17 protein-coding genes are annotated in these 17,145 nt (G+C 71.9%); 10 read left to right on the top strand and 7 right to left on the bottom strand.

Annotated elements, in window-relative coordinates; all coding sequences use genetic code 11:
- The first annotated feature begins 43 nt into the window (after positions 1–43).
- The 4 genes from lysS to Pdca_RS31460 all read left to right on the top strand — a co-directional run bounded on the left by lysS (position 44) and on the right by Pdca_RS31460 (position 5,886).
- Positions 44–1,558 (top strand): lysine--tRNA ligase, encoded by a 1,515-nt coding sequence (lysS, locus tag Pdca_RS31475; protein WP_085913273.1) that lies wholly within the window; start codon positions 44–46, stop codon positions 1,556–1,558.
- A gap of 264 nt (positions 1,559–1,822) precedes the next feature.
- A complete protein-coding gene (locus Pdca_RS31470) occupies positions 1,823–2,167 on the top strand; it encodes a histone-like nucleoid-structuring protein Lsr2 (RefSeq protein WP_085913272.1) in 345 nt (114 codons plus the stop codon).
- A 115-nt stretch (positions 2,168–2,282) separates the two neighbouring features.
- Positions 2,283–3,110 carry a siderophore-interacting protein gene (locus Pdca_RS31465; protein ID WP_085913271.1) on the top strand — a complete coding sequence of 276 codons (828 nt, stop codon included), beginning with the start codon at positions 2,283–2,285 and terminating at the stop codon, positions 3,108–3,110.
- 232 nt (positions 3,111–3,342) lie between these two features.
- Positions 3,343–5,886, top strand: coding sequence for an ATP-dependent Clp protease ATP-binding subunit (locus Pdca_RS31460; RefSeq protein WP_085913270.1), 2,544 nt, complete (start codon positions 3,343–3,345; stop codon positions 5,884–5,886).
- A gap of 73 nt (positions 5,887–5,959) precedes the next feature.
- Here the strand turns inward: Pdca_RS31460 and Pdca_RS31455 are convergent, their stop codons facing one another.
- Positions 5,960–6,625 carry a nucleoside/nucleotide kinase family protein gene (locus Pdca_RS31455; RefSeq protein WP_085913388.1) on the bottom strand — a complete coding sequence of 222 codons (666 nt, stop codon included), beginning with the start codon at positions 6,623–6,625 and terminating at the stop codon, positions 5,960–5,962.
- Positions 6,626–6,725: 100 nt separating this feature from the next.
- Entirely contained in the window at positions 6,726–8,153 is a 1,428-nt protein-coding gene (locus Pdca_RS31450; protein ID WP_085913387.1) for a GAF domain-containing protein, read from the bottom strand.
- A 193-nt stretch (positions 8,154–8,346) separates the two neighbouring features.
- Between Pdca_RS31450 and exaC the strand changes: the two genes are divergently transcribed.
- The 3 genes from exaC (at position 8,347) to Pdca_RS31435 (ending at position 10,921) form a co-directional block, all read left to right on the top strand.
- Positions 8,347–9,870 (top strand): acetaldehyde dehydrogenase ExaC, encoded by a 1,524-nt coding sequence (gene exaC, locus Pdca_RS31445; RefSeq protein ID WP_085913269.1) that lies wholly within the window; start codon positions 8,347–8,349, stop codon positions 9,868–9,870.
- Positions 9,870–10,268, top strand: coding sequence for a DUF779 domain-containing protein (locus Pdca_RS31440; protein ID WP_085913268.1), 399 nt, complete (start codon positions 9,870–9,872; stop codon positions 10,266–10,268). Before exaC ends, Pdca_RS31440 begins: the two co-directional genes overlap by 1 nt.
- Before the next feature lie 62 nt (positions 10,269–10,330).
- A complete protein-coding gene (locus tag Pdca_RS31435) occupies positions 10,331–10,921 on the top strand; it encodes a cysteine hydrolase family protein (protein WP_085913267.1) in 591 nt (196 codons plus the stop codon).
- Positions 10,922–10,933: 12 nt separating this feature from the next.
- On the opposite strand, the gene Pdca_RS31430 is transcribed toward Pdca_RS31435, so the two are convergent.
- From Pdca_RS31430 to Pdca_RS31420, 3 genes are all read right to left on the bottom strand, one after another.
- Positions 10,934–11,680 carry an SIR2 family NAD-dependent protein deacylase gene (locus Pdca_RS31430; RefSeq protein ID WP_174824377.1) on the bottom strand — a complete coding sequence of 249 codons (747 nt, stop codon included), beginning with the start codon at positions 11,678–11,680 and terminating at the stop codon, positions 10,934–10,936.
- A 74-nt stretch (positions 11,681–11,754) separates the two neighbouring features.
- Positions 11,755–12,072, bottom strand: a complete 318-nt coding sequence (locus Pdca_RS31425; RefSeq protein ID WP_166665874.1) for an antibiotic biosynthesis monooxygenase family protein — start codon at positions 12,070–12,072, stop codon at positions 11,755–11,757.
- A 9-nt stretch (positions 12,073–12,081) separates the two neighbouring features.
- Positions 12,082–12,435, bottom strand: coding sequence for an MmcQ/YjbR family DNA-binding protein (locus Pdca_RS31420; protein ID WP_085913265.1), 354 nt, complete (start codon positions 12,433–12,435; stop codon positions 12,082–12,084).
- 77 nt (positions 12,436–12,512) lie between these two features.
- Here Pdca_RS31420 and Pdca_RS31415 point away from each other — a divergent pair, with 77 nt between their 5' ends.
- Positions 12,513–13,700, top strand: a complete 1,188-nt coding sequence (locus Pdca_RS31415; RefSeq protein ID WP_408635018.1) for an IS701 family transposase — start codon at positions 12,513–12,515, stop codon at positions 13,698–13,700.
- A gap of 195 nt (positions 13,701–13,895) precedes the next feature.
- Positions 13,896–14,714: an alpha/beta fold hydrolase gene (locus Pdca_RS31410; RefSeq protein WP_085910372.1), complete on the top strand. Its 819-nt coding sequence runs from the start codon at positions 13,896–13,898 to the stop codon at positions 14,712–14,714.
- A gap of 17 nt (positions 14,715–14,731) precedes the next feature.
- On the opposite strand, the gene Pdca_RS31405 is transcribed toward Pdca_RS31410, so the two are convergent.
- Both Pdca_RS31405 and Pdca_RS31400 read right to left on the bottom strand, forming a co-directional pair.
- Positions 14,732–15,226: a hypothetical protein gene (locus Pdca_RS31405; protein ID WP_085910373.1), complete on the bottom strand. Its 495-nt coding sequence runs from the start codon at positions 15,224–15,226 to the stop codon at positions 14,732–14,734.
- On the bottom strand, positions 15,226–16,089 hold the full coding sequence (locus Pdca_RS31400; RefSeq protein WP_085910374.1) for an HhH-GPD family protein: 864 nt from the start codon (positions 16,087–16,089) through the stop codon (positions 15,226–15,228). The genes Pdca_RS31405 and Pdca_RS31400 overlap by 1 nt, the downstream gene beginning before the upstream one ends.
- Before the next feature lie 246 nt (positions 16,090–16,335).
- Here Pdca_RS31400 and Pdca_RS31395 point away from each other — a divergent pair, with 246 nt between their 5' ends.
- A complete protein-coding gene (locus Pdca_RS31395; protein WP_085910375.1) occupies positions 16,336–17,145 on the top strand; it encodes a hypothetical protein in 810 nt (269 codons plus the stop codon).

Below are 17,145 nucleotides of genomic sequence, written 5' to 3'. Positions count from 1 at the left end.
TGACGGCCGGAGGTCGTGAGCGGCGCGGATAGCCTGACTTGTCGTGAACACTCCCGGCACCCCGAGCGACCCCGGATCCGAGGCGGACCTGCCCGAGCAGCTGCGGGTGCGCCGGGCCAAGCGCGCGGATCTGCTGGCCGCGGGCACCGAGCCGTATCCGGTGGAGGTCCCCCGGACGCACACGCTGCGCCAGGTCCGCGACGCCCATCCCGATCTTCCCGCGGACACCGCGACCGGCGAGACGGTCGCCGTCGCCGGCCGGGTGATCTTCGTGCGGAACACCGGCAAGCTGTGCTTCGCGACGCTGCGCGAGGGCGACGGCACCGAGCTGCAGGCGATGCTGTCGCTGGACCGGGTCGGGCTCGAGGAGCTGACCCGATGGAAGTCGGTCGTCGATCTCGGCGACTTCGTCCTCGTCCGCGGTGAGGTGATCACCTCCCGGCGGGGTGAGCTCTCGGTACAGGCCGACGAATGGTCGATGGTCTCGAAGTCGGTCCGCCCGCTGCCGACCGTGCACAAGGAGCTCTCCGAGGAGAACCGGGTCCGGCAGCGCTATGTGGATCTGATCGTCCGCCCGCAGGCGCGGGAGACCGTGCGTTCCCGGTCCGCCGTGCTGCGGACCCTGCGCGAGGCGCTCACCGGTCGCGACTTCGTCGAGGTCGAGACGCCGATGCTGCAGCTGCTGCACGGTGGCGCGACCGCGCGCCCGTTCGTGACGCACGCGAACGCGCTCGGCTCCGATCTGTACCTGCGGATTGCGCCGGAGCTGTTCCTGAAGCGCTGCGTGGTCGGCGGTATCGAGCGGGTCTTCGAACTGAACCGGGTGTTCCGTAACGAAGGTATCGACTCGACGCATTCGCCGGAGTTCGCGATGCTCGAGGCCTACCAGGCGTACGCCACCTACGACGACATGGCCGTGCTGACGCGTGAGCTGATCCAGTCCTCGGCGCGGGCGCTGTTCGGCTCGACGACCGTCCGGCACCACGACGGCACCGAGCACGATCTCGGCGGCGAGTGGCGTTCGATCACGCTCTACGGCGCCGTCTCCGAGGCCGTCGGGCGGACAGTGAGCCCGGACACGGAACTGTCGGATCTGCAGCGGATCGCGGCCGAGCACGACGTCGACGTGACCGAATACCCGACAGCCGCGCAGATCGTCCTGGAGTTGTTCGAGAAGCTGGTCGAGCACACCCTGACCGAGCCGACGTTCGTCCGTGACTTCCCGGTCGAGGTGCGGCCGCTGACCCGTGCGCACCGCGACGACCCGCGACTGTCCGAGTCCTGGGATCTCATCGTGTTCGGGGTCGAGCTCGCGACCGCGTACTCCGAGCTGGTCGACCCGGTGGAACAGCGGGAACGGCTCCAGGCGCAGTCGCTCAAGGCAGCGGCGGGCGATCCCGAGGCGATGCAGCTCGACGAGGACTTCCTGCGCGCGATGGAGTACGGCATGCCGCCCACCGGCGGGCTCGGGATGGGCGTCGACCGGTTGCTGATGACGCTCACCGGACTCGGTATCCGGGAGACCATCCTGTTCCCGCTCGTCCGCGGGGAATCCTAGGCGGCCGCGGTGTGTGGTCGTCCCCGGTCGCGGTGTTCGCGGCCGGGGACGACCACTATCAGAGGCTCGATCGAGTGGCTTTCGACTCGATTTCCCATTGAACTCGACCCTTGCTCGACGGGGCGAACTTTTCTCGGTTACTGTGTATTCGAGCTGGTTCTGGTGTTACGCACGGCAGCATAATTGCGTCAGGGTATTGCCCTGGTGCGCGCCGGGCCGGTTCGCACACATATACCTGCACGGTCTTTCAGGGAGGCTGCGACTATGGCGCAGATCAAAGAGGTCCGACTCGTCGACGATCTGACCGGCGACGCGGCCGACGAAACGATCGAGTTCGGACTCGACGGCCGCAGCTACGAGATCGATCTGACCGGTGACAATGCGAAGAAGCTGCGCGACGTCCTCGCCGACTACGTGGCCGCCGCCCGTCGTGCGGCCGGCCCGGCGCGTCGTCGCGGTGCCGCGTCGAGTTCCGCGGCCCGCCGGCCGTCGGTCGATCGCGAGCAGAACCAGGCGATCCGTGAGTGGGCCCGCAAGCGCGGGATGAAGGTCTCCGACCGCGGCCGGATCCCGGCCGAGGTGCTCGAGGCCTACCACCAGGAGAACTGAGACTCGCACGTTCGACGTCGAACCGGTCACATCAGGCAAGGCTTGCCTGAGTTATATGGTCGGGAGGGGTACCGTCGCCCGGGCCCCTTCCCACCCCGACCGGGAGGTAGCCGCCATGGCCCGTCGTGTCACCGAACTCGAGGTTCTCCGGACCGAGCGTCTGAGCCCGCACCTGGTGCGCGTCGTCGCCGGTGGTCCGGGCCTCGCGGAGTTCCCGGAGACCGGGTACACCGACCGCTACGTGAAGCTCCTCTTCCCGCAGCCGGGCGTCGAGTACCCCGAGCCGTTCGACATGGACCGGGTACACGCCGAGCTGCCCCGCGAGCACTGGCCCGTCCAGCGGACCTACACCGTGCGGGCGCTCGACCACGACGCCGGCGAGCTCGTCATCGACTTCGTGCACCACGGCGACACCGGCCTGGCCGGGCCGTGGGCGGCCTCGGCGAAGCCGGGGGACCGGCTGCGGCTGGTCGGCCCGGGTGGCGCATACGCGCCGGATCCCGAGGCCGACTGGCACCTGCTGGTCGGCGACGAGTCCGCGCTGCCCGCCATCTCCGCGGCGCTGGAACGCATCCCGGCCGGTCGGCCGGCCGTCGCCGTCCTGCAGGTCGACGGCCCGGACGACGAGCTGAAGCTCCCGGGCGACGCCGATCTCACCGTGCAGTGGCTGCACCGGTCCACCGCGGGCGGCGACCCGGACAGCGTCCAGCTCCCCGACGCCGTCCGGGCACTGAACTTCCGGCCGGGTCGGGTGCACGCCTTCGTGCACGGCGAGGCGATCGCGGTCCGCGAGCTGCGCCGCCACCTCGGCCGCGAACGCGGGGTCCCCCGGGACGACCTGTCGATCTCCGGGTACTGGCGGCGCGGCCGCGACGAGGAGGGGTTCCGCGAGTTCAAGGCCGCCGAGCGGGCGCGCGAGGAAGCCGCCGCGCAGGCCGGCTGACCGCACCCGGGAACACGGGCGGCGGAACCCGTGTTACGCCCGGCAGTCCTCCTGTGCACGTCAGGTGGAGGCGCCGGAGGCCGGTCGACCGATACAGTGGTATGAGGTCTTCCCCTGCGGGGGCGGCCGGGCGTGGTGTCACGCGAGGCGCAGTGCTGGTTCCGGCATGCCGGGGCAGGGCAGAAGATGCTGGTCGCGCTGTACGTGAGGCGCAGCAGGCAAGGAGTGCGAATTGTTCGAAAGGTTCACCGACCGAGCGCGACGTGTTGTCGTCCTGGCCCAAGAAGAGGCCCGGATGCTCAACCACAACTACATCGGGACCGAGCACATCCTCCTTGGCCTGATCCACGAGGGTGAGGGTGTCGCCGCGAAGGCACTCGAGTCCCTCGGAATCGCTCTGGAGGGCGTGCGGCAGCAGGTCGAGGAGATCATCGGCCAGGGCCAGCAGGCCCCGTCCGGCCACATCCCGTTCACCCCCAGGGCGAAGAAGGTGCTGGAGCTGTCGCTGCGCGAAGCGCTGCAGCTCGGCCACAACTACATCGGTACCGAGCACATCCTGCTCGGGCTGATCCGCGAGGGCGAGGGTGTCGCGGCCCAGGTGCTGGTCAAGCTCGGCGCCGACCTCAACCGGGTCCGCCAGCAGGTGCTCCAGCTGCTGTCCGGCTACCAGGGCAAGGAGCCCGCCGAGAGCGGCACCGCGGGTCGCGGCGAGGGCACCCCCTCGTCGTCGCTGGTGCTGGATCAGTTCGGTCGCAACCTCACCCAGCAGGCCCGTGAGGGCAAGCTGGACCCGGTCATCGGCCGGGAGAAGGAGATCGAGCGGATCATGCAGGTCCTCTCCAGGAGGACCAAGAACAACCCGGTGCTGATCGGTGAGGCCGGCGTCGGCAAGACCGCCGCGGTCGAGGGCCTGGCCCAGGCGATCATCAAGGGCGAGGTCCCGGAGACGCTGAAGGACAAGCAGCTCTACACCCTCGACCTGGGCTCGCTGGTCGCCGGTTCCCGCTACCGCGGTGACTTCGAGGAGCGCCTCAAGAAGGTGCTCAAGGAGATCCGCACCCGCGGCGACATCATCCTGTTCATCGACGAGATCCACACCCTCGTCGGTGCCGGTGCCGCCGAGGGCGCGATCGACGCGGCCTCGATCCTGAAGCCGATGCTCGCCCGCGGCGAGCTGCAGACGATCGGCGCGACCACGCTCGACGAGTACCGCAAGTACGTCGAGAAGGACCCGGCGCTGGAGCGGCGTTTCCAGCCGATCCAGGTGTCCGAGCCCTCGGTCGCGCACACGATCGAGATCCTCAAGGGTCTGCGCGACCGGTACGAGGCGCACCACCGCGTCACGATCACCGACGACGCGCTGGCCTCGGCCGCGACGCTGGCCGACCGCTACATCAACGACCGCTTCCTCCCGGACAAGGCGATCGACCTGATCGACGAGGCCGGGGCCCGGATGCGCATCCGCCGGATGACCGCTCCGCCGGACCTGCGGGAGTTCGACGAGAAGATCGCGAACGTCCGCCGGGACAAGGAGTCGGCGATCGACGCGCAGGACTTCGAGCGGGCCGCGCACCTGCGCGACCAGGAGAAGACCCTGCTCGGCGAGAAGGCCGAGCGCGAGAAGCAGTGGAAGTCCGGCGACCTCGACGTGGTCGCCGAGGTCGACGGCGAGCAGATCGCTGAGGTGCTGGGCAACTGGACCGGCATCCCGGTGTTCAAGCTGACCGAGGAGGAGACCACCCGGCTCCTCAAGATGGAGGACGAGGTCCACAAGCGGATCATCGGCCAGGAGGACGCGGTCAAGTCCGTGTCCCAGGCGATCCGCCGGACCCGTGCCGGCCTGAAGGACCCGAAGCGCCCGTCCGGCTCGTTCATCTTCGCCGGCCCGTCCGGGGTCGGTAAGACCGAGCTGTCCAAGGCGCTGGCGAACTTCCTGTTCGGCGAGGACGACGCCCTCATCCAGATCGACATGGGTGAGTTCCACGACCGCTACACCGCCTCGCGGCTGTTCGGTGCCCCTCCCGGGTACGTCGGCTACGAGGAGGGCGGCCAGCTCACCGAGAAGGTGCGGCGCAAGCCGTTCTCGGTGGTGCTGTTCGACGAGATCGAGAAGGCGCACCAGGAGATCTACAACACGCTCCTGCAGGTGCTCGAGGACGGCCGTCTCACCGACGGCCAGGGCCGCACGGTCGACTTCAAGAACACCGTGCTGATCTTCACCTCGAACCTGGGCACCCAGGACATCTCGAAGGCCGTGGGTCTGGGCTTCTCCTCCGGCAACGACGAGGCGTCGAACTACGAGCGGATGAAGACCAAGGTCAACGACGAGCTGAAGAAGCACTTCCGCCCGGAGTTCCTGAACCGCATCGACGACATCATCGTCTTCCACCAGCTCAACCAGCAGCAGATCATCGAGATGGTCGACCTGATGATCGGGCGGGTGGAGAAGCAGCTGGCCAACAAGGACATGGCCATCGAGCTCACGGACAAGGCCAAGCAGCTGCTGGCGCGCCGCGGGTTCGATCCGGTCCTCGGCGCCCGGCCGCTGCGCCGGACGATCCAGCGCGAGATCGAGGACCAGCTGTCGGAGAAGATCCTCTTCGGCGAGATCGAGGGCGGCCAGATCATCCTGGTCGACGTCGAGGGCCTCGACACCGACGCTCCCGAGGACTCGAAGGCCTACGACGACAAGGCGCACTTCGTGTTCCGCGGAGAGCCGAAGCCGTCGGAGCCGGTCCCGGACACCCCGCCGACCGCACTGGCCGGCGAGGAGTGAGCTGAGCACCCTCGGTGCCTGACGCAGGGCCCGTCCCGGACATCCGGGGCGGGCCCTGCGTCGTCTGCGGGGCTCAGGCCGGGAGGTCGGCGCAGGTCACAACCAGATCCGCCCGTCCGCGGCTCGTCTCGACCAGCCGGGCGTTCGGCTCGTCGGTGCGTTCCACCCAGGCCCGTGCGTGCTCCGGGGACTTGCCGAACCGCACGTGCCGGGCCACCAGGCGTTCCCGGCGCAGCGCCTGGTCGGTCTCGTGGAACCAGATCTCGTCGAACGCGGCCCGGACGGCCCGCCACGGCGGGGTGTCGACGAGCAGGTAGTTGCCCTCGCTGACGACGAGCCTGCACTCCGCGGGCACCGGGACGGACCCGGCCACCGGCTGCTCGATCTCCCGGTCGAACGCCGGCGCGTACACCGGTCCGGGCTCCCGCGCCGGTGCGCCGCGCAGCCGCTGTAGCAGGGCCGCGTAGCCGGCGGCGTCGAAGGTGTCCGGTGCGCCCTTGCGGTCCCGCCGGCCGAGCCGGGCCAGCTCCACGTCGGCGAGGTGGAAGCCGTCCATCGGGACGTGCACGACCGGCAGCCCGGTCGCGGTCAGTGCCCGGACCAGCGCGAGTGCCAGGGTGGTCTTCCCGGCACCCGGGGCCCCGGCGACGCCGAGCAGCGCCCGCCCGCGCGCCGGGACCAACCGCGACGCCCGATCCACCAGGTCCTCGAACCGCTCGACGCGGGGCTGCTCCGGCATGCCGACCATGATCCCTGTTTCGGGAGTGCAGCGGGCCGACAGCGACACCTGCACTCCCGAAACAGGGATCATGCTCGCCGGCCGGGACGAGTGGGGTGGATCAGCCGTCGGGCAGCGCCAGGTCGCGATGGTCCCCGTCCGGTAGCGCCCGCCGCAGCCGGTCCCGCAGCTCGGTGTCCGGATCGCTGTCCGGATCGGCGCGCAGCAGCGCGAGCAGCGCCTCCGGATCGCCCGAGCGCAGTACGGCGGTACGGGTCGAGGCCACCAGGTGCTCGCGCTCGGCCCGCACACCCGGCGACTCCGAGGTCGGCAGCAACGGACCGCGGGCCGCCTCGGCCGCGGCGTCGCGGACCCGCCCGTGCCGCAGCGCCTCGCGCAGCCGGAGGAAGTCGGCGTCCACCCGGGCGGCGAGCCGATAGGGCTGGGTACGGACGGTGTCCTCGCCGACGCAGCGGCGCAGCCGGTGCATCTCGGCCCGGACGGTGATCGGGCGCCCCTCGTCGCCGTAGAGCGCGCCGGCGAGCTGGTCGGCCGTCAGCCCCTCTGGGTGCAGCGCGAGCAGGGTGAGCACCTCGGCGTGCCGCAGCCCGAGCCGCAGCGGCCGGCCGTCGCGCCGGGCGACCGGCGCCCTGGCCCCGAGGAACGGCAGGGTGAGCGCCGGCAGCACCGGACCCGAGGGTGTGGGCACCCGGAGCAGCCAGCCCTCGCCCAGCGGCTCCAGCACGGCCTCGGCGCCGCCGTCGAGCAGGATCCGGTCGCCGCGCTCGGGCAGCGTCACCCGGACAGGGAAGCGGTGCGCCGGGGTGGCGGCCAGCACCCGGCCGTGTGGTGACAGCAGCGCGCCGGGGACGTCGCCGAGCCGGGACAGGTGCGGCAGGTTGGTGTCCCGCAATCGCCGGTCACGATCCTCCAGCAGCGCCGCCAGCCGGTGCTCGGCGAGCCGCGCGGCCGCGGTGACCAGCGACAGCGTCATCGGATGGAACGACTCCTCCGGCCCGGTGACGTCGACGGCGCCGATCTGGCGGCCGGTCTCCGGGTCGTGCACCGGAGCGGCCGCGCAGGTCCACGGGTGATAGGCGCTGACCAGGTGCTCGGCCGAGTGGATCCGGACCGGCCGGTCGTCGGACAGCGCGGTGCCCATCGCGTTGGTGCCGACCGAGTCCTCGCTCCAGCGGGTGCCCTCGACGAGCTCGACCCGCTCGGCCCGGCGCAGCACCTCGCGCGCACCCTCCCGCCACAGGATGTGCCCGCGCTCGTCGGTCACGATCATCATGTGCCTGGCCTGCTCGGCCGCGGCGACGAGGGTCTCCCGCAGCAGCGGCAGGACCTGCGCCAGCGGATGTCCGGCGCGCAGCTCGGCGACCTCGCCCGGCTGGTAGGTGTGCGAGGGCCGGGACCGCTCCGGATCGACGGCGGCGGCCAGCGAACGCTCCCAGGACGCCCGGATCTCCGGGCGCACCTCCGGTGCGGCCGAACCGGTCAGCGCGGCGCCACGCGCCCGCTCCAGCCCGCCTCGTTCACGCGTCACGACACTCACCCTATGGTTAGCTCAGCCTTACCTGAATCGAATCCGCGGGATCGGCACTCTCCGGAGGTTCAGGTTCCGCATCTGCGTGCAACCCCTGTGCAACCCCCACCTTCCTAGTGTCCGGCATCACGCGCAATGCAGTGATATCTCCACGGACATCCCCCACGGACATCCCCCACGGGAAGGACCATCGATGGCCACGTACGCGGCACCGGGTCAGCCGGACAGCGTCGTCTCGTTCAAGCCTCGCTACGACCACTTCATCGGCGGCGAGTACATCGCGCCGGCGAAGGGCCAGTACTTCGAGAACCCCACCCCGATCACCGGGGAGAACTTCACCGAGGTCGCCCGCGGCACCGCCGACGACGTCGAGAAGGCCCTCGACGCGGCGCACGGCGCCGCACCGGCCTGGGGCAAGACCTCGCCCACCGAGCGGGCGAACATCCTGAACAAGATGGCCGACCGGATCGAGGCGAACCTCGAGGCGGTCGCGATCGCCGAGTCCTGGGAGAACGGCAAGGCCTGCCGGGAGACCCTGGCGGCCGACATCCCGCTGGCGATCGACCACCTGCGCTACTTCGCCGGTGCGATCCGGGCGCAGGAGGGCGGTCTCTCCCAGATCGACGACGACACCGTCGCCTACCACTTCCACGAGCCGCTGGGCGTCGTCGGCCAGATCATCCCGTGGAACTTCCCGATCCTGATGGCGATCTGGAAGCTCGCCCCGGCGCTCGCCGCAGGCAACGCGATCGTCCTCAAGCCGGCCGAGCAGACGCCGGTCTCGATCCACGTCCTGCTGGACCTGGTCGCCGACCTGCTGCCGCCCGGTGTGCTCAACATCGTCAACGGGTTCGGCGTCGAGGCCGGCAAGCCGCTGGCGTCCAACAAGCGCATCTCGAAGATCGCCTTCACCGGTGAGACCACCACCGGCCGGCTGATCATGCAGTACGCCTCGGAGAACCTGATCCCGGTCACCCTGGAGCTGGGTGGCAAGAGCCCGAACATCTTCTTCGACGACGTCGCCTCCCAGCAGGACGCGTTCTACGACAAGGCGCTCGAGGGCTTCGCGATGTTCGCCCTCAACCAGGGCGAGGTCTGCACCTGCCCGTCGCGCGCGCTGATCCAGGGCGGCATCTACCAGGAGTTCCTGGAGCAGGCGGTCAAGCGCACCGAGCAGATCAAGCAGGGCAACCCGCTCGACACCGACACCCAGATCGGTGCGCAGGCCTCGAACGACCAGTTCGAGAAGATCCTGTCCTACATCGACATCGGTCGTCAGGAGGGGGCCAAGGTCCTCACCGGTGGCGAGAAGGCCGATCTCGGCGGCGACCTCTCCGGCGGCTACTACATCAAGCCGACCGTGTTCGAGGGCAACAACCAGATGCGGATCTTCCAGGAGGAGATCTTCGGTCCGGTCGTCTCGGTGGCCCGGTTCTCCGACTACGACGACGCCATCCGGACCGCCAACGACACGCTCTACGGCCTCGGCGCCGGCGTGTGGAGCCGGGACACGAACACCGCCTACCGGGCGGGTCGCGACATCCAGGCCGGCCGGGTGTGGGTGAACAACTACCACGCGTACCCGGCGCACGCTGCCTTCGGCGGCTACAAGCAGTCCGGCATCGGGCGCGAGAACCACAAGCAGATGCTCGACCACTACCAGCAGACCAAGAACGTCCTGCAGAGCTACTCGCCGAACGCGCTGGGCTTCTTCTGATGGGGCAGCCGGACGCAGCCGTCACCCCCAGGGTGGCGCTGACGCCGGCCGCCGCCGCTCTGCTGGTGACGCTCACCGAGCTGCACGGCCCGCTGATGTTCCACCAGTCCGGCGGATGCTGCGACGGCAGCGCCCCGATGTGCTACCCGGACGGTGACTTCAAGATCGGCGGCTCGGACGTCCACCTGGGAGATCTCCGGGTGGACGGGATCGAGAAGCCGATCGGCTTCTGGATGTCGGGGTCGCAGTACGAGTACTGGAAGCACACCCACCTCACCGTCGACGTGGTGAAGGGGCGCGGCAGCGGATTCTCGGTCGAGGCGCCGGAGGGCGTCCGGTTCCTGATCCGCTCCCGGCTGTTCACCGACGACGAGTGGCGGGACCTGAACGAGAGCTGACCCACCGCGGGCCCGGACACGCCGTCCGGGCCCGCGGTGCGTCCGTACGAAGGAGGACACCGATGTCCGCACCGCACACCCTGCGCGGGCTGATGGGGCTGCCGGTCGAGCCGGCGCCGCTGGGCCGGTCGGCCCTGATCATGATCGATCTGCAGAACACCTACACCGACGGCGTGATGCGGCTGGAGAACGTCGAGCCCGCACTGGAGGAGGCGGCCGTCCTGCTGGACCGGGCCCGCTCCGCGGGGGCCCGGGTGATCCACGTGCAGCACGACGCCGGCGAGGGCAGCCCGTACGACGTCACCGCCCCGATCGGCGCGATCCACGACTCGGTGGCGCCGCGCGACGGCGAGGCCGTCGTGGTCAAGAACTTCCCGAGCGCGTTCGTGCACACCGGACTGGCCGAGCTGCTGGAGGGTTACCAGGACCTGGTCCTCGCCGGGTTCATGACGCACATGTGCATCAACTCGACGGCCCGCAGCGCGTTCTCCGCCGGTCACGTCCCGACCGTCGTCGCCGCGGCGACCGCCACCCGGGACCTGCCGGGGGTCGACGGGACCGTCCGGGCCACCGAGGTGCACGCCGCGGCGCTGGCCGGGCTCGCGGACCTGCCGGCGATCGTCGTCCCGGGTCAGAAGTCCGTTCCGGACTGAGCGGTTCCGGGATCAGGCGTTCAGGAGTTCGTCGATCGCGGCGAGGGTCGCTGCGGCCCCCGCCGCGATCCCGACGCCGCGCCCGTGCCGCACCTCCGGTTCCCGGACGTTGATCCGGACCAGCGCCCCGGTCGCCGCCGACGCCAGCTCCGAGCGGCGGCGCACCGTCGGCAGCGCCGTCCCCGCCCCCAGCTCGACGACGGCGAGCCCACCCCGGTGCGCGGCCAGCCAGTCCACGTGCTGCTGCAGCGCGGGCGCGGCCTGCGTGTCGTCCCAGCCCGCGTCGCCGAACATCAGGATCGCCGGGCGGGCGAGCCCGCCGCAGCCGGGACAGGCAGGCAGCTCGCCGATCGCACGCATGCTGTCCGGATCGATCGCCACGTGCACGTCGTCGGCGGGCCACACCCGGTATCCGCACAGCCGCAGGCACTGCAGGTGGTGGATCGAGCCGTGCACCTCGGCGACGTCGCCCGCCGGGAACCCGGCGCGCTGGAACTGACCGTCGACGTTGGAGGTGAACACGGTGGTCGGGAGGCGCTCGGCCCAGCGCCGCAGCACGGCGAACCCCGGGTGCGGGACGGTCCGCCGGTACAGCGCCAGGCGGTGCCCGTAGAAACCCCAGGCCAGCGCCGGATCGTCGGCGAAATGCTCCGGATCGGCGAGCTCGGCGAACCGCAGGCCGAGCCGGGCGTACGGCGGGTAGGCCCGCCAGAAGCCCTCGTCGCCCCGGAAGTCGGGCAGGCCCGAGTCGACACCCATCCCGGCCCCGGCGGTGATCAGCAGCGCATCGGCGCCGCCGATCAGCGCCGCGGCCGAGCGCAGCCCGGGATCGATCAGGACCCCGCCGCGATCTGCTCGAGATCGACCACCTCGAACTCCAGCAGCGACGCGCCCTTCGCGACCGGCTTCGGCGAGCGCGCACCGGCGTGCGCCTCGGCGGCCGGCCCGTCCCGCCACGCCTGGAAGGCCTCCTCGGTCTCCCAGTGCGTCACCACGAAGTACCGGTCGTCACCGGCGACCGGGCGCAGCAGCTGGAACGAGATGAAACCCGGCTGCCCGTCGACGGCGTGCAGGCGGTTCGCGAACCGCTTCTCCAGCTCGGGCCCGGCGTTCTCCGGAACCTCGATCGCATTGATCTTCACTACGGCCATGGGCCCACGTTAGCCGGGACCCGCCTCGTCGACGCGCATCCGCCAGGCGTCACCGACGAGTTCGGCCAGCCGGTCCGTCCCGACCAGCTCCAGCCGCACCATCACCAGCGGGAACGGCTCGTAGCCCCGGGCGGTGAAGAACAGCTCGGGCTCGCCGCGCAGCAGCGCCTGCTTCTCCGCCTCGTCGCCGACGTAGAGCACCGCGACGTCGGTCCGGATCACCCGGCGGCTGCCCGGCACCCGCTCCGGGTAGGACCACACGAACCCCTTGCCGCGAACCCGGAAGTCGAACCCCTCGCTCGGGATCTCCACTGCGTCGTCCAGCTCGAGCGCCAGCCGCCGCACATCGTCCTCTCCGGCCACCGCAGCAGCTTAGTACTGCAACGGCGTTTCGACGTGTCGTGAGAGGCTGATCCGGGTTCGGCGGTGATGATCGCCGGGTGGTGGATCTTGCTGGATGGGTAGCGGCGTTGGACCAGGTCATCGCGTCGATCGGGCCGCGGTTCTTCCGTCGTGAGCCCCGCGCGCGGGCCGGGGCGTATGTGCGCGGCCTGCTGGCCGGGTTGGAGCGCAAGAACGGGTGGACTCTGGCCGAGCATGCGGGGGCGGTCTCGCCGGACGGGACGCAGCGGATGCTGCGCATCGCTGACTGGGACGTCGACGGGGTCCGCGACGACGTGCGCGACTACGTCCTCGACGCCCTCGGCGACCCCGCAAGTGAGGTGTTCGTGGTCGACGAGACCGGGTTCATCAAGAAGGGCCTGCGTTCGGCGGGAGTGCAACGCCAGTACACCGGTACCAGCGGCAAGGTCGACAACTGTCAGCTCGGGGTGTTCCTGGCCTATGCCAGCTCGAAGGGGCGGGCGTTGATCGACCGCGAGCTCTACCTGCCGACCTCGTGGACCGAGGACCGGGACCGCTGCGCCAGAGCTGACGTGCCCGATGAGGTCGGGTTCGCCACGAAGCCCCAGCTCGGGCTGGCGATGCTCGCCCGCGCCCACGCCTGCGGGGCCCTCACACCCCGCTCGTGGGTGACCGCCGACGAGATCTACGGACAGAATCCGACCTTCCGCACCTGGCTGGCCGACCGGGAGATTCCGTTCGTGCTGGCCACTCGCAACGACGACGTCCTGACCAGCCCGGACGGGCATCGCCGCCAGGCCAAGGTCCTCGCCACGATCGCCGGCGCCCGCGACCCCGACACCGGCCGCAGCGGGTGGGAACGGCGCCAGGTCGGCGCGGGTGCGCACGGAGAGCGGATCTATGACTGGACCACCGTCGCCCTCGACCCGGCCGGCCTGCCCCACGGGTGGGGGCACTGGCTGCTCGTGCGCCGCCAGACCGAACCCGGGCAGGGCAAGACCACCCGGGAGCTGGCGTTCTACCGCTGCGCCGCCCCCGCGGCCACGCCGCTGCGCGAGCTGGTCCGCGTCGCCGGCGCACGCTGGGCGATCGAGGAATGCTTCCAGACCTCCAAGAACGAAGCAGGCCTCGACCACTACCAAGTCCGCTCCTACCGAGCCTGGTACGCCCACATCACACTGGCCATGCTCGCCGCCGCCTACCTGTCCGTCACCCGCGCACAGGAGGCCGAAAAGGGGGATCTCCAGCCGAGCGGACCGGGCTGATCCCGCTGAGCGGCAACGAGATACGGCGTCTGCTCGCCACCCTCATCCTCACCCCAGCCGCCTGCCTGGCCAGCACACTCGCCTGGTCCACCTGGCGCCGACGACGCCAGCACCAGGCCCGGACCTGCCACTACCGCCGCCGCGGCCAACGCCCACCAGCCTGACAAAACGCCGTTGCAGTATTAGGGTGACGCGGTGCGGTGGGTCCTGCGCAGTTCCGACGGGGTGGATCTGGCGGTCGCCGGGCTCGGTGGCGCCGGGCGCCCGGTCGTCCTGCTGCACGGCCTGATGAGCTGCGCGGCGAGCTGGGAGCCGCGCGCCGCCGCGCTGGCCCGGCACGGCCGGGTGCTGGCGCCGGACGCCCGCGGGCACGGTCGCTCCGGGCGCCCCGAGGGTGCGGACCCGGCGGCCTGGTCCCCGGACCGGCTGGCCCGCGACGTCGTCGAGCTGCTCGAACGCACCGGCCCGGCTGCGCTGGTCGGCCACTCGATGGGCGGGCTCTCCGCGCTGCTGGCCGCCGTCCGGCGCCCGGATCTGGTCACCGCGGTCGCCGTCGAGGACCCGCCGCCGGACCTGACCGGCAGCCCGCCCGGTCTGCTCGACGACATGCGTGCCTGGTTCACCGCGGTCGCCGGGCCGCACCCGTCCCGGGCGGCGCTGGAGGCGGTGTTCGGCCACCCGCGGCCCGAGGTGGGTGCACACATGGGGCACTGCAGCGTCCGGCGGGACGACGGCTGGTGGCTCGCCTGCGATGTCGGCGACGCCTGTGCGATCGCGGAGCACTGGCTGCGCCGGGGCCTGCTCGACGAGATGTCGGAGGTCCGCACGCCACTGCTGGTCGTCGAGGCGGGGGAGTCGGTCGCCCCGCCGGGGCAGCTCGCGCTGCTCGCCGCCCGGGTCCCCGGTGCCCGGCACCTGCGGCTGCCCGGGACCGGTCATCTCGTGCACGACGCCGATCCGGCGGGCTGGGCCGCCGCGGTGAGCGCGCTGCTCGACCGGACCGCGGCCGGCTGAGCGCGGCCGGCCCGGCGTCAGGGAGCCAGCACGGTGGTCTCCCCGGTCCGCGAGTCGTGCAGCTCCACGGCGACGATCCCGGCCCGCACCGGGGGTGCCGGGTGCAGCAGCGTGAAGGCCTCCGCGGGGCGTCCGGTCGCGAGCACGACGTGCGGGAGCCACGAGCCGGGCAGGTGCGCGGCGTGCGCCCCGCGGACCCGCCCGGCGAGCGCGTCGTGCACCGCGGTGTGCACGGCGAGCACCTCCGGATCGGTGACGGCCGCGAGCACCAGCGCGTCGTCGTCCCCGGTCCGGGAGCCGAGGGTGGCCAGCCAGAGCGCGGGCAGCGCGACCAGTCGCAGCTCGGCCACGAGCGCGTCCCTGGCCGGTCTCGGGATCGTCCCCGCGGCGGCGACGGTGACGTCCGGGACACCGGCCGCGGCGGGCAGCCCGGCGGTGCTCAGCCGCGCCCGCAGCGCCCCGAGCTCGCGCACCGCGGCGGGATCGAGCCGGAACCGGACGATCGCGGGCATCAGGCGGGCAGTGCGAAGCGGCCGTCGTCGGTCTGCTCGGCGAGGCCGTCGACCAGCAGCGAGTGCAGGCAGCGGTCGCGCTGGCCGGCGTCCGGCCAGACGGCGTCCAGTGCGGACCGGCCGACCGGCCCCGGGGCGCTGCGCAGCACGTCCATCAGCTTCCCGCGCACCTGCCGGTCGGTCCCGGCGAAGCCCTGCACCGGCTTGCGGGGGCCGTCGTAGGCCGGCCGGCCCGCGGCGACCCAGGCGCAGTCCGCGGCGACCGGGCAGCCGGTGCAGCGCGGCGCCCGCGCGGTGCAGATCACCGCGCCGAGCTCCATCAGGCCGGCCGAGACGACCGCCGCCGTCGCGTCGTCCGGCGGCAGGAGCGCGTCGACGTCGGCGAGATCGGCTCTGGTCCGGGCCGGGCCCGCATCGCCCTGCCCGTGCACGGCGCGGGCCACCACCCGCCGGACGTTCGTGTCGACCACCGGGGCACGCAGTCCGAAGCCGAACGCGGCGACCGCCCGCGCGGTGTAGGAGCCGACGCCGGGCAGCGCCTCGAGCGCGTCCACGTCCGACGGGACGGCGTCGCCGTGCTCCCGGGCAATGGCGGCCGCGGCGTCGTGCAGCCGGATCGCCCGGCGCGGGTAGCCGAGCTTGCCCCAGGCCCGCAGCACGTCCGCCCGCGGCGCCGCGGCCAGCGCGGACGGTGCCGGCCAGCGCCGCATCCACTCCGCCCAGATCGGCTCGACCCGGGCCACCGGTGTCTGCTGGAGCATGAACTCGCTGACCAGCACCCCCCACGGCGTCGTCTCCGGACGCCGCCACGGAAGGTCCCGGGCATGCTCGGAGAACCACGGGTGGATCCGCTCGGCCAGCACCCCACCAGTGTCGCCGGTGTCCGAACGTGATCACGGATCGGGCAGCACAACCGCGTCCGGGGGAACCGTCGGGTGCCCGATCCGGGCTCGGCGGCGGCGGTCGCGGGCACGAGCGGTGAGCCGGGGTGGGGTCGGTCAGCCGGTGGGGCGTCCCCCGTTCCCTCACAGGGGTACAACCCGGCCTACCTGGCCCGCCCCGGCGCGGCGGCGACGACATCGAGTAATCATCGATCTACCGTCAGTGACATGTTGGACCCGGTGGGCCCCCTGCCGGCGTCGGTCTACTGGCGTCGGCGCGCAGTCGCGGTCGGTGCCGCGCTGCTCGCGCTGTTCGCGATGCTGTGGCTGACCACCTGGCTGCTCGTCCCCGGAGCAGCCGGTGAGAACACCACACCGACCGGCGTCGCAGCGGTGTCGACCTCCGACAACGGAGCGGCGGCTCCGGCATCCCCGGCCCCGGAGTCCCCAGCCCCGGGCGCACCGCAGCCGCCGCTCCCCGCCACCGCCGATCCCGGAGCGAGTCCCGGGTCGGCGGACGAGAGGGAGTCCACCGGGCCCGCGGCCCCGAACGCGGGCCCGGTGGACGAGACGGTCCGGCCCGACGACACCCCGCGCCCGTCGGTGCTGGTGCCCGACGCCACGTCGTCGCCCGCGACCGGGCCGGTGCCCTGCGCCGACGGGATGATCGAGGTGCGGGCCGAGACCGGGCAACCGAGCTATCCGGCCGACGCGAGTCCGGAGCTGCGGCTGGTCGTCACCAACATCTCCGGCGAGGCCTGCGTGCGCGACCTGGACGGGGCCGAGCAGGAGATCGCCGTGTGGAGCGGCAACGGCGCGGACAAGCTCTGGTCGTCGAACGACTGCTCGAACCCGGCCACCGACGACCTGCGCACCCTGGTGCCGGGTGAGCCGGTCGCGTTCGCGGTGACCTGGAGCGGACTGCGCTCGGAGCCCGGCTGTGCGGCGCAGCGGGCCCGGGTCGAGCCCGGCGGCTATCGCGTTCTCGCCCGGCTCGGTGCGGTCGTCAGCCCGCCGGCCCCGCTGCTGATGGGCTGA

This window comes from Pseudonocardia autotrophica (assembly GCF_003945385.1).
Taxonomy (GTDB): Bacteria; Actinomycetota; Actinomycetes; order Mycobacteriales; family Pseudonocardiaceae; genus Pseudonocardia; species Pseudonocardia autotrophica.
This window is presented reverse-complemented; position numbering and strand designations above follow the sequence as displayed.

Excerpts from the sequence above, each read along its gene's own strand:
- Pdca_RS31470 (WP_085913272.1), top strand. The coding sequence starts at position 1,823 with ATGGCGCAGATCAAAGAGGTCCGACTCGTCGACGATCTGACCGGCGAC.
- Pdca_RS31465 (WP_085913271.1), top strand. The coding sequence starts at position 2,283 with ATGGCCCGTCGTGTCACCGAACTCGAGGTTCTCCGGACCGAGCGTCTG.
- Pdca_RS31455 (WP_085913388.1), bottom strand. The coding sequence starts at position 6,625 with ATGCCGGAGCAGCCCCGCGTCGAGCGGTTCGAGGACCTGGTGGATCGG.
- exaC (WP_085913269.1), top strand. The coding sequence starts at position 8,347 with ATGGCCACGTACGCGGCACCGGGTCAGCCGGACAGCGTCGTCTCGTTC.
- Pdca_RS31440 (WP_085913268.1), top strand. The coding sequence starts at position 9,870 with ATGGGGCAGCCGGACGCAGCCGTCACCCCCAGGGTGGCGCTGACGCCG.
- Pdca_RS31435 (WP_085913267.1), top strand. The coding sequence starts at position 10,331 with ATGTCCGCACCGCACACCCTGCGCGGGCTGATGGGGCTGCCGGTCGAG.
- Pdca_RS31430 (WP_174824377.1), bottom strand. The coding sequence starts at position 11,680 with ATGGGTGTCGACTCGGGCCTGCCCGACTTCCGGGGCGACGAGGGCTTC.
- Pdca_RS31425 (WP_166665874.1), bottom strand. The coding sequence starts at position 12,072 with ATGGCCGTAGTGAAGATCAATGCGATCGAGGTTCCGGAGAACGCCGGG.
- Pdca_RS31405 (WP_085910373.1), bottom strand. The coding sequence starts at position 15,226 with ATGCCCGCGATCGTCCGGTTCCGGCTCGATCCCGCCGCGGTGCGCGAG.
- Pdca_RS31395 (WP_085910375.1), top strand. The coding sequence starts at position 16,336 with ATGTTGGACCCGGTGGGCCCCCTGCCGGCGTCGGTCTACTGGCGTCGG.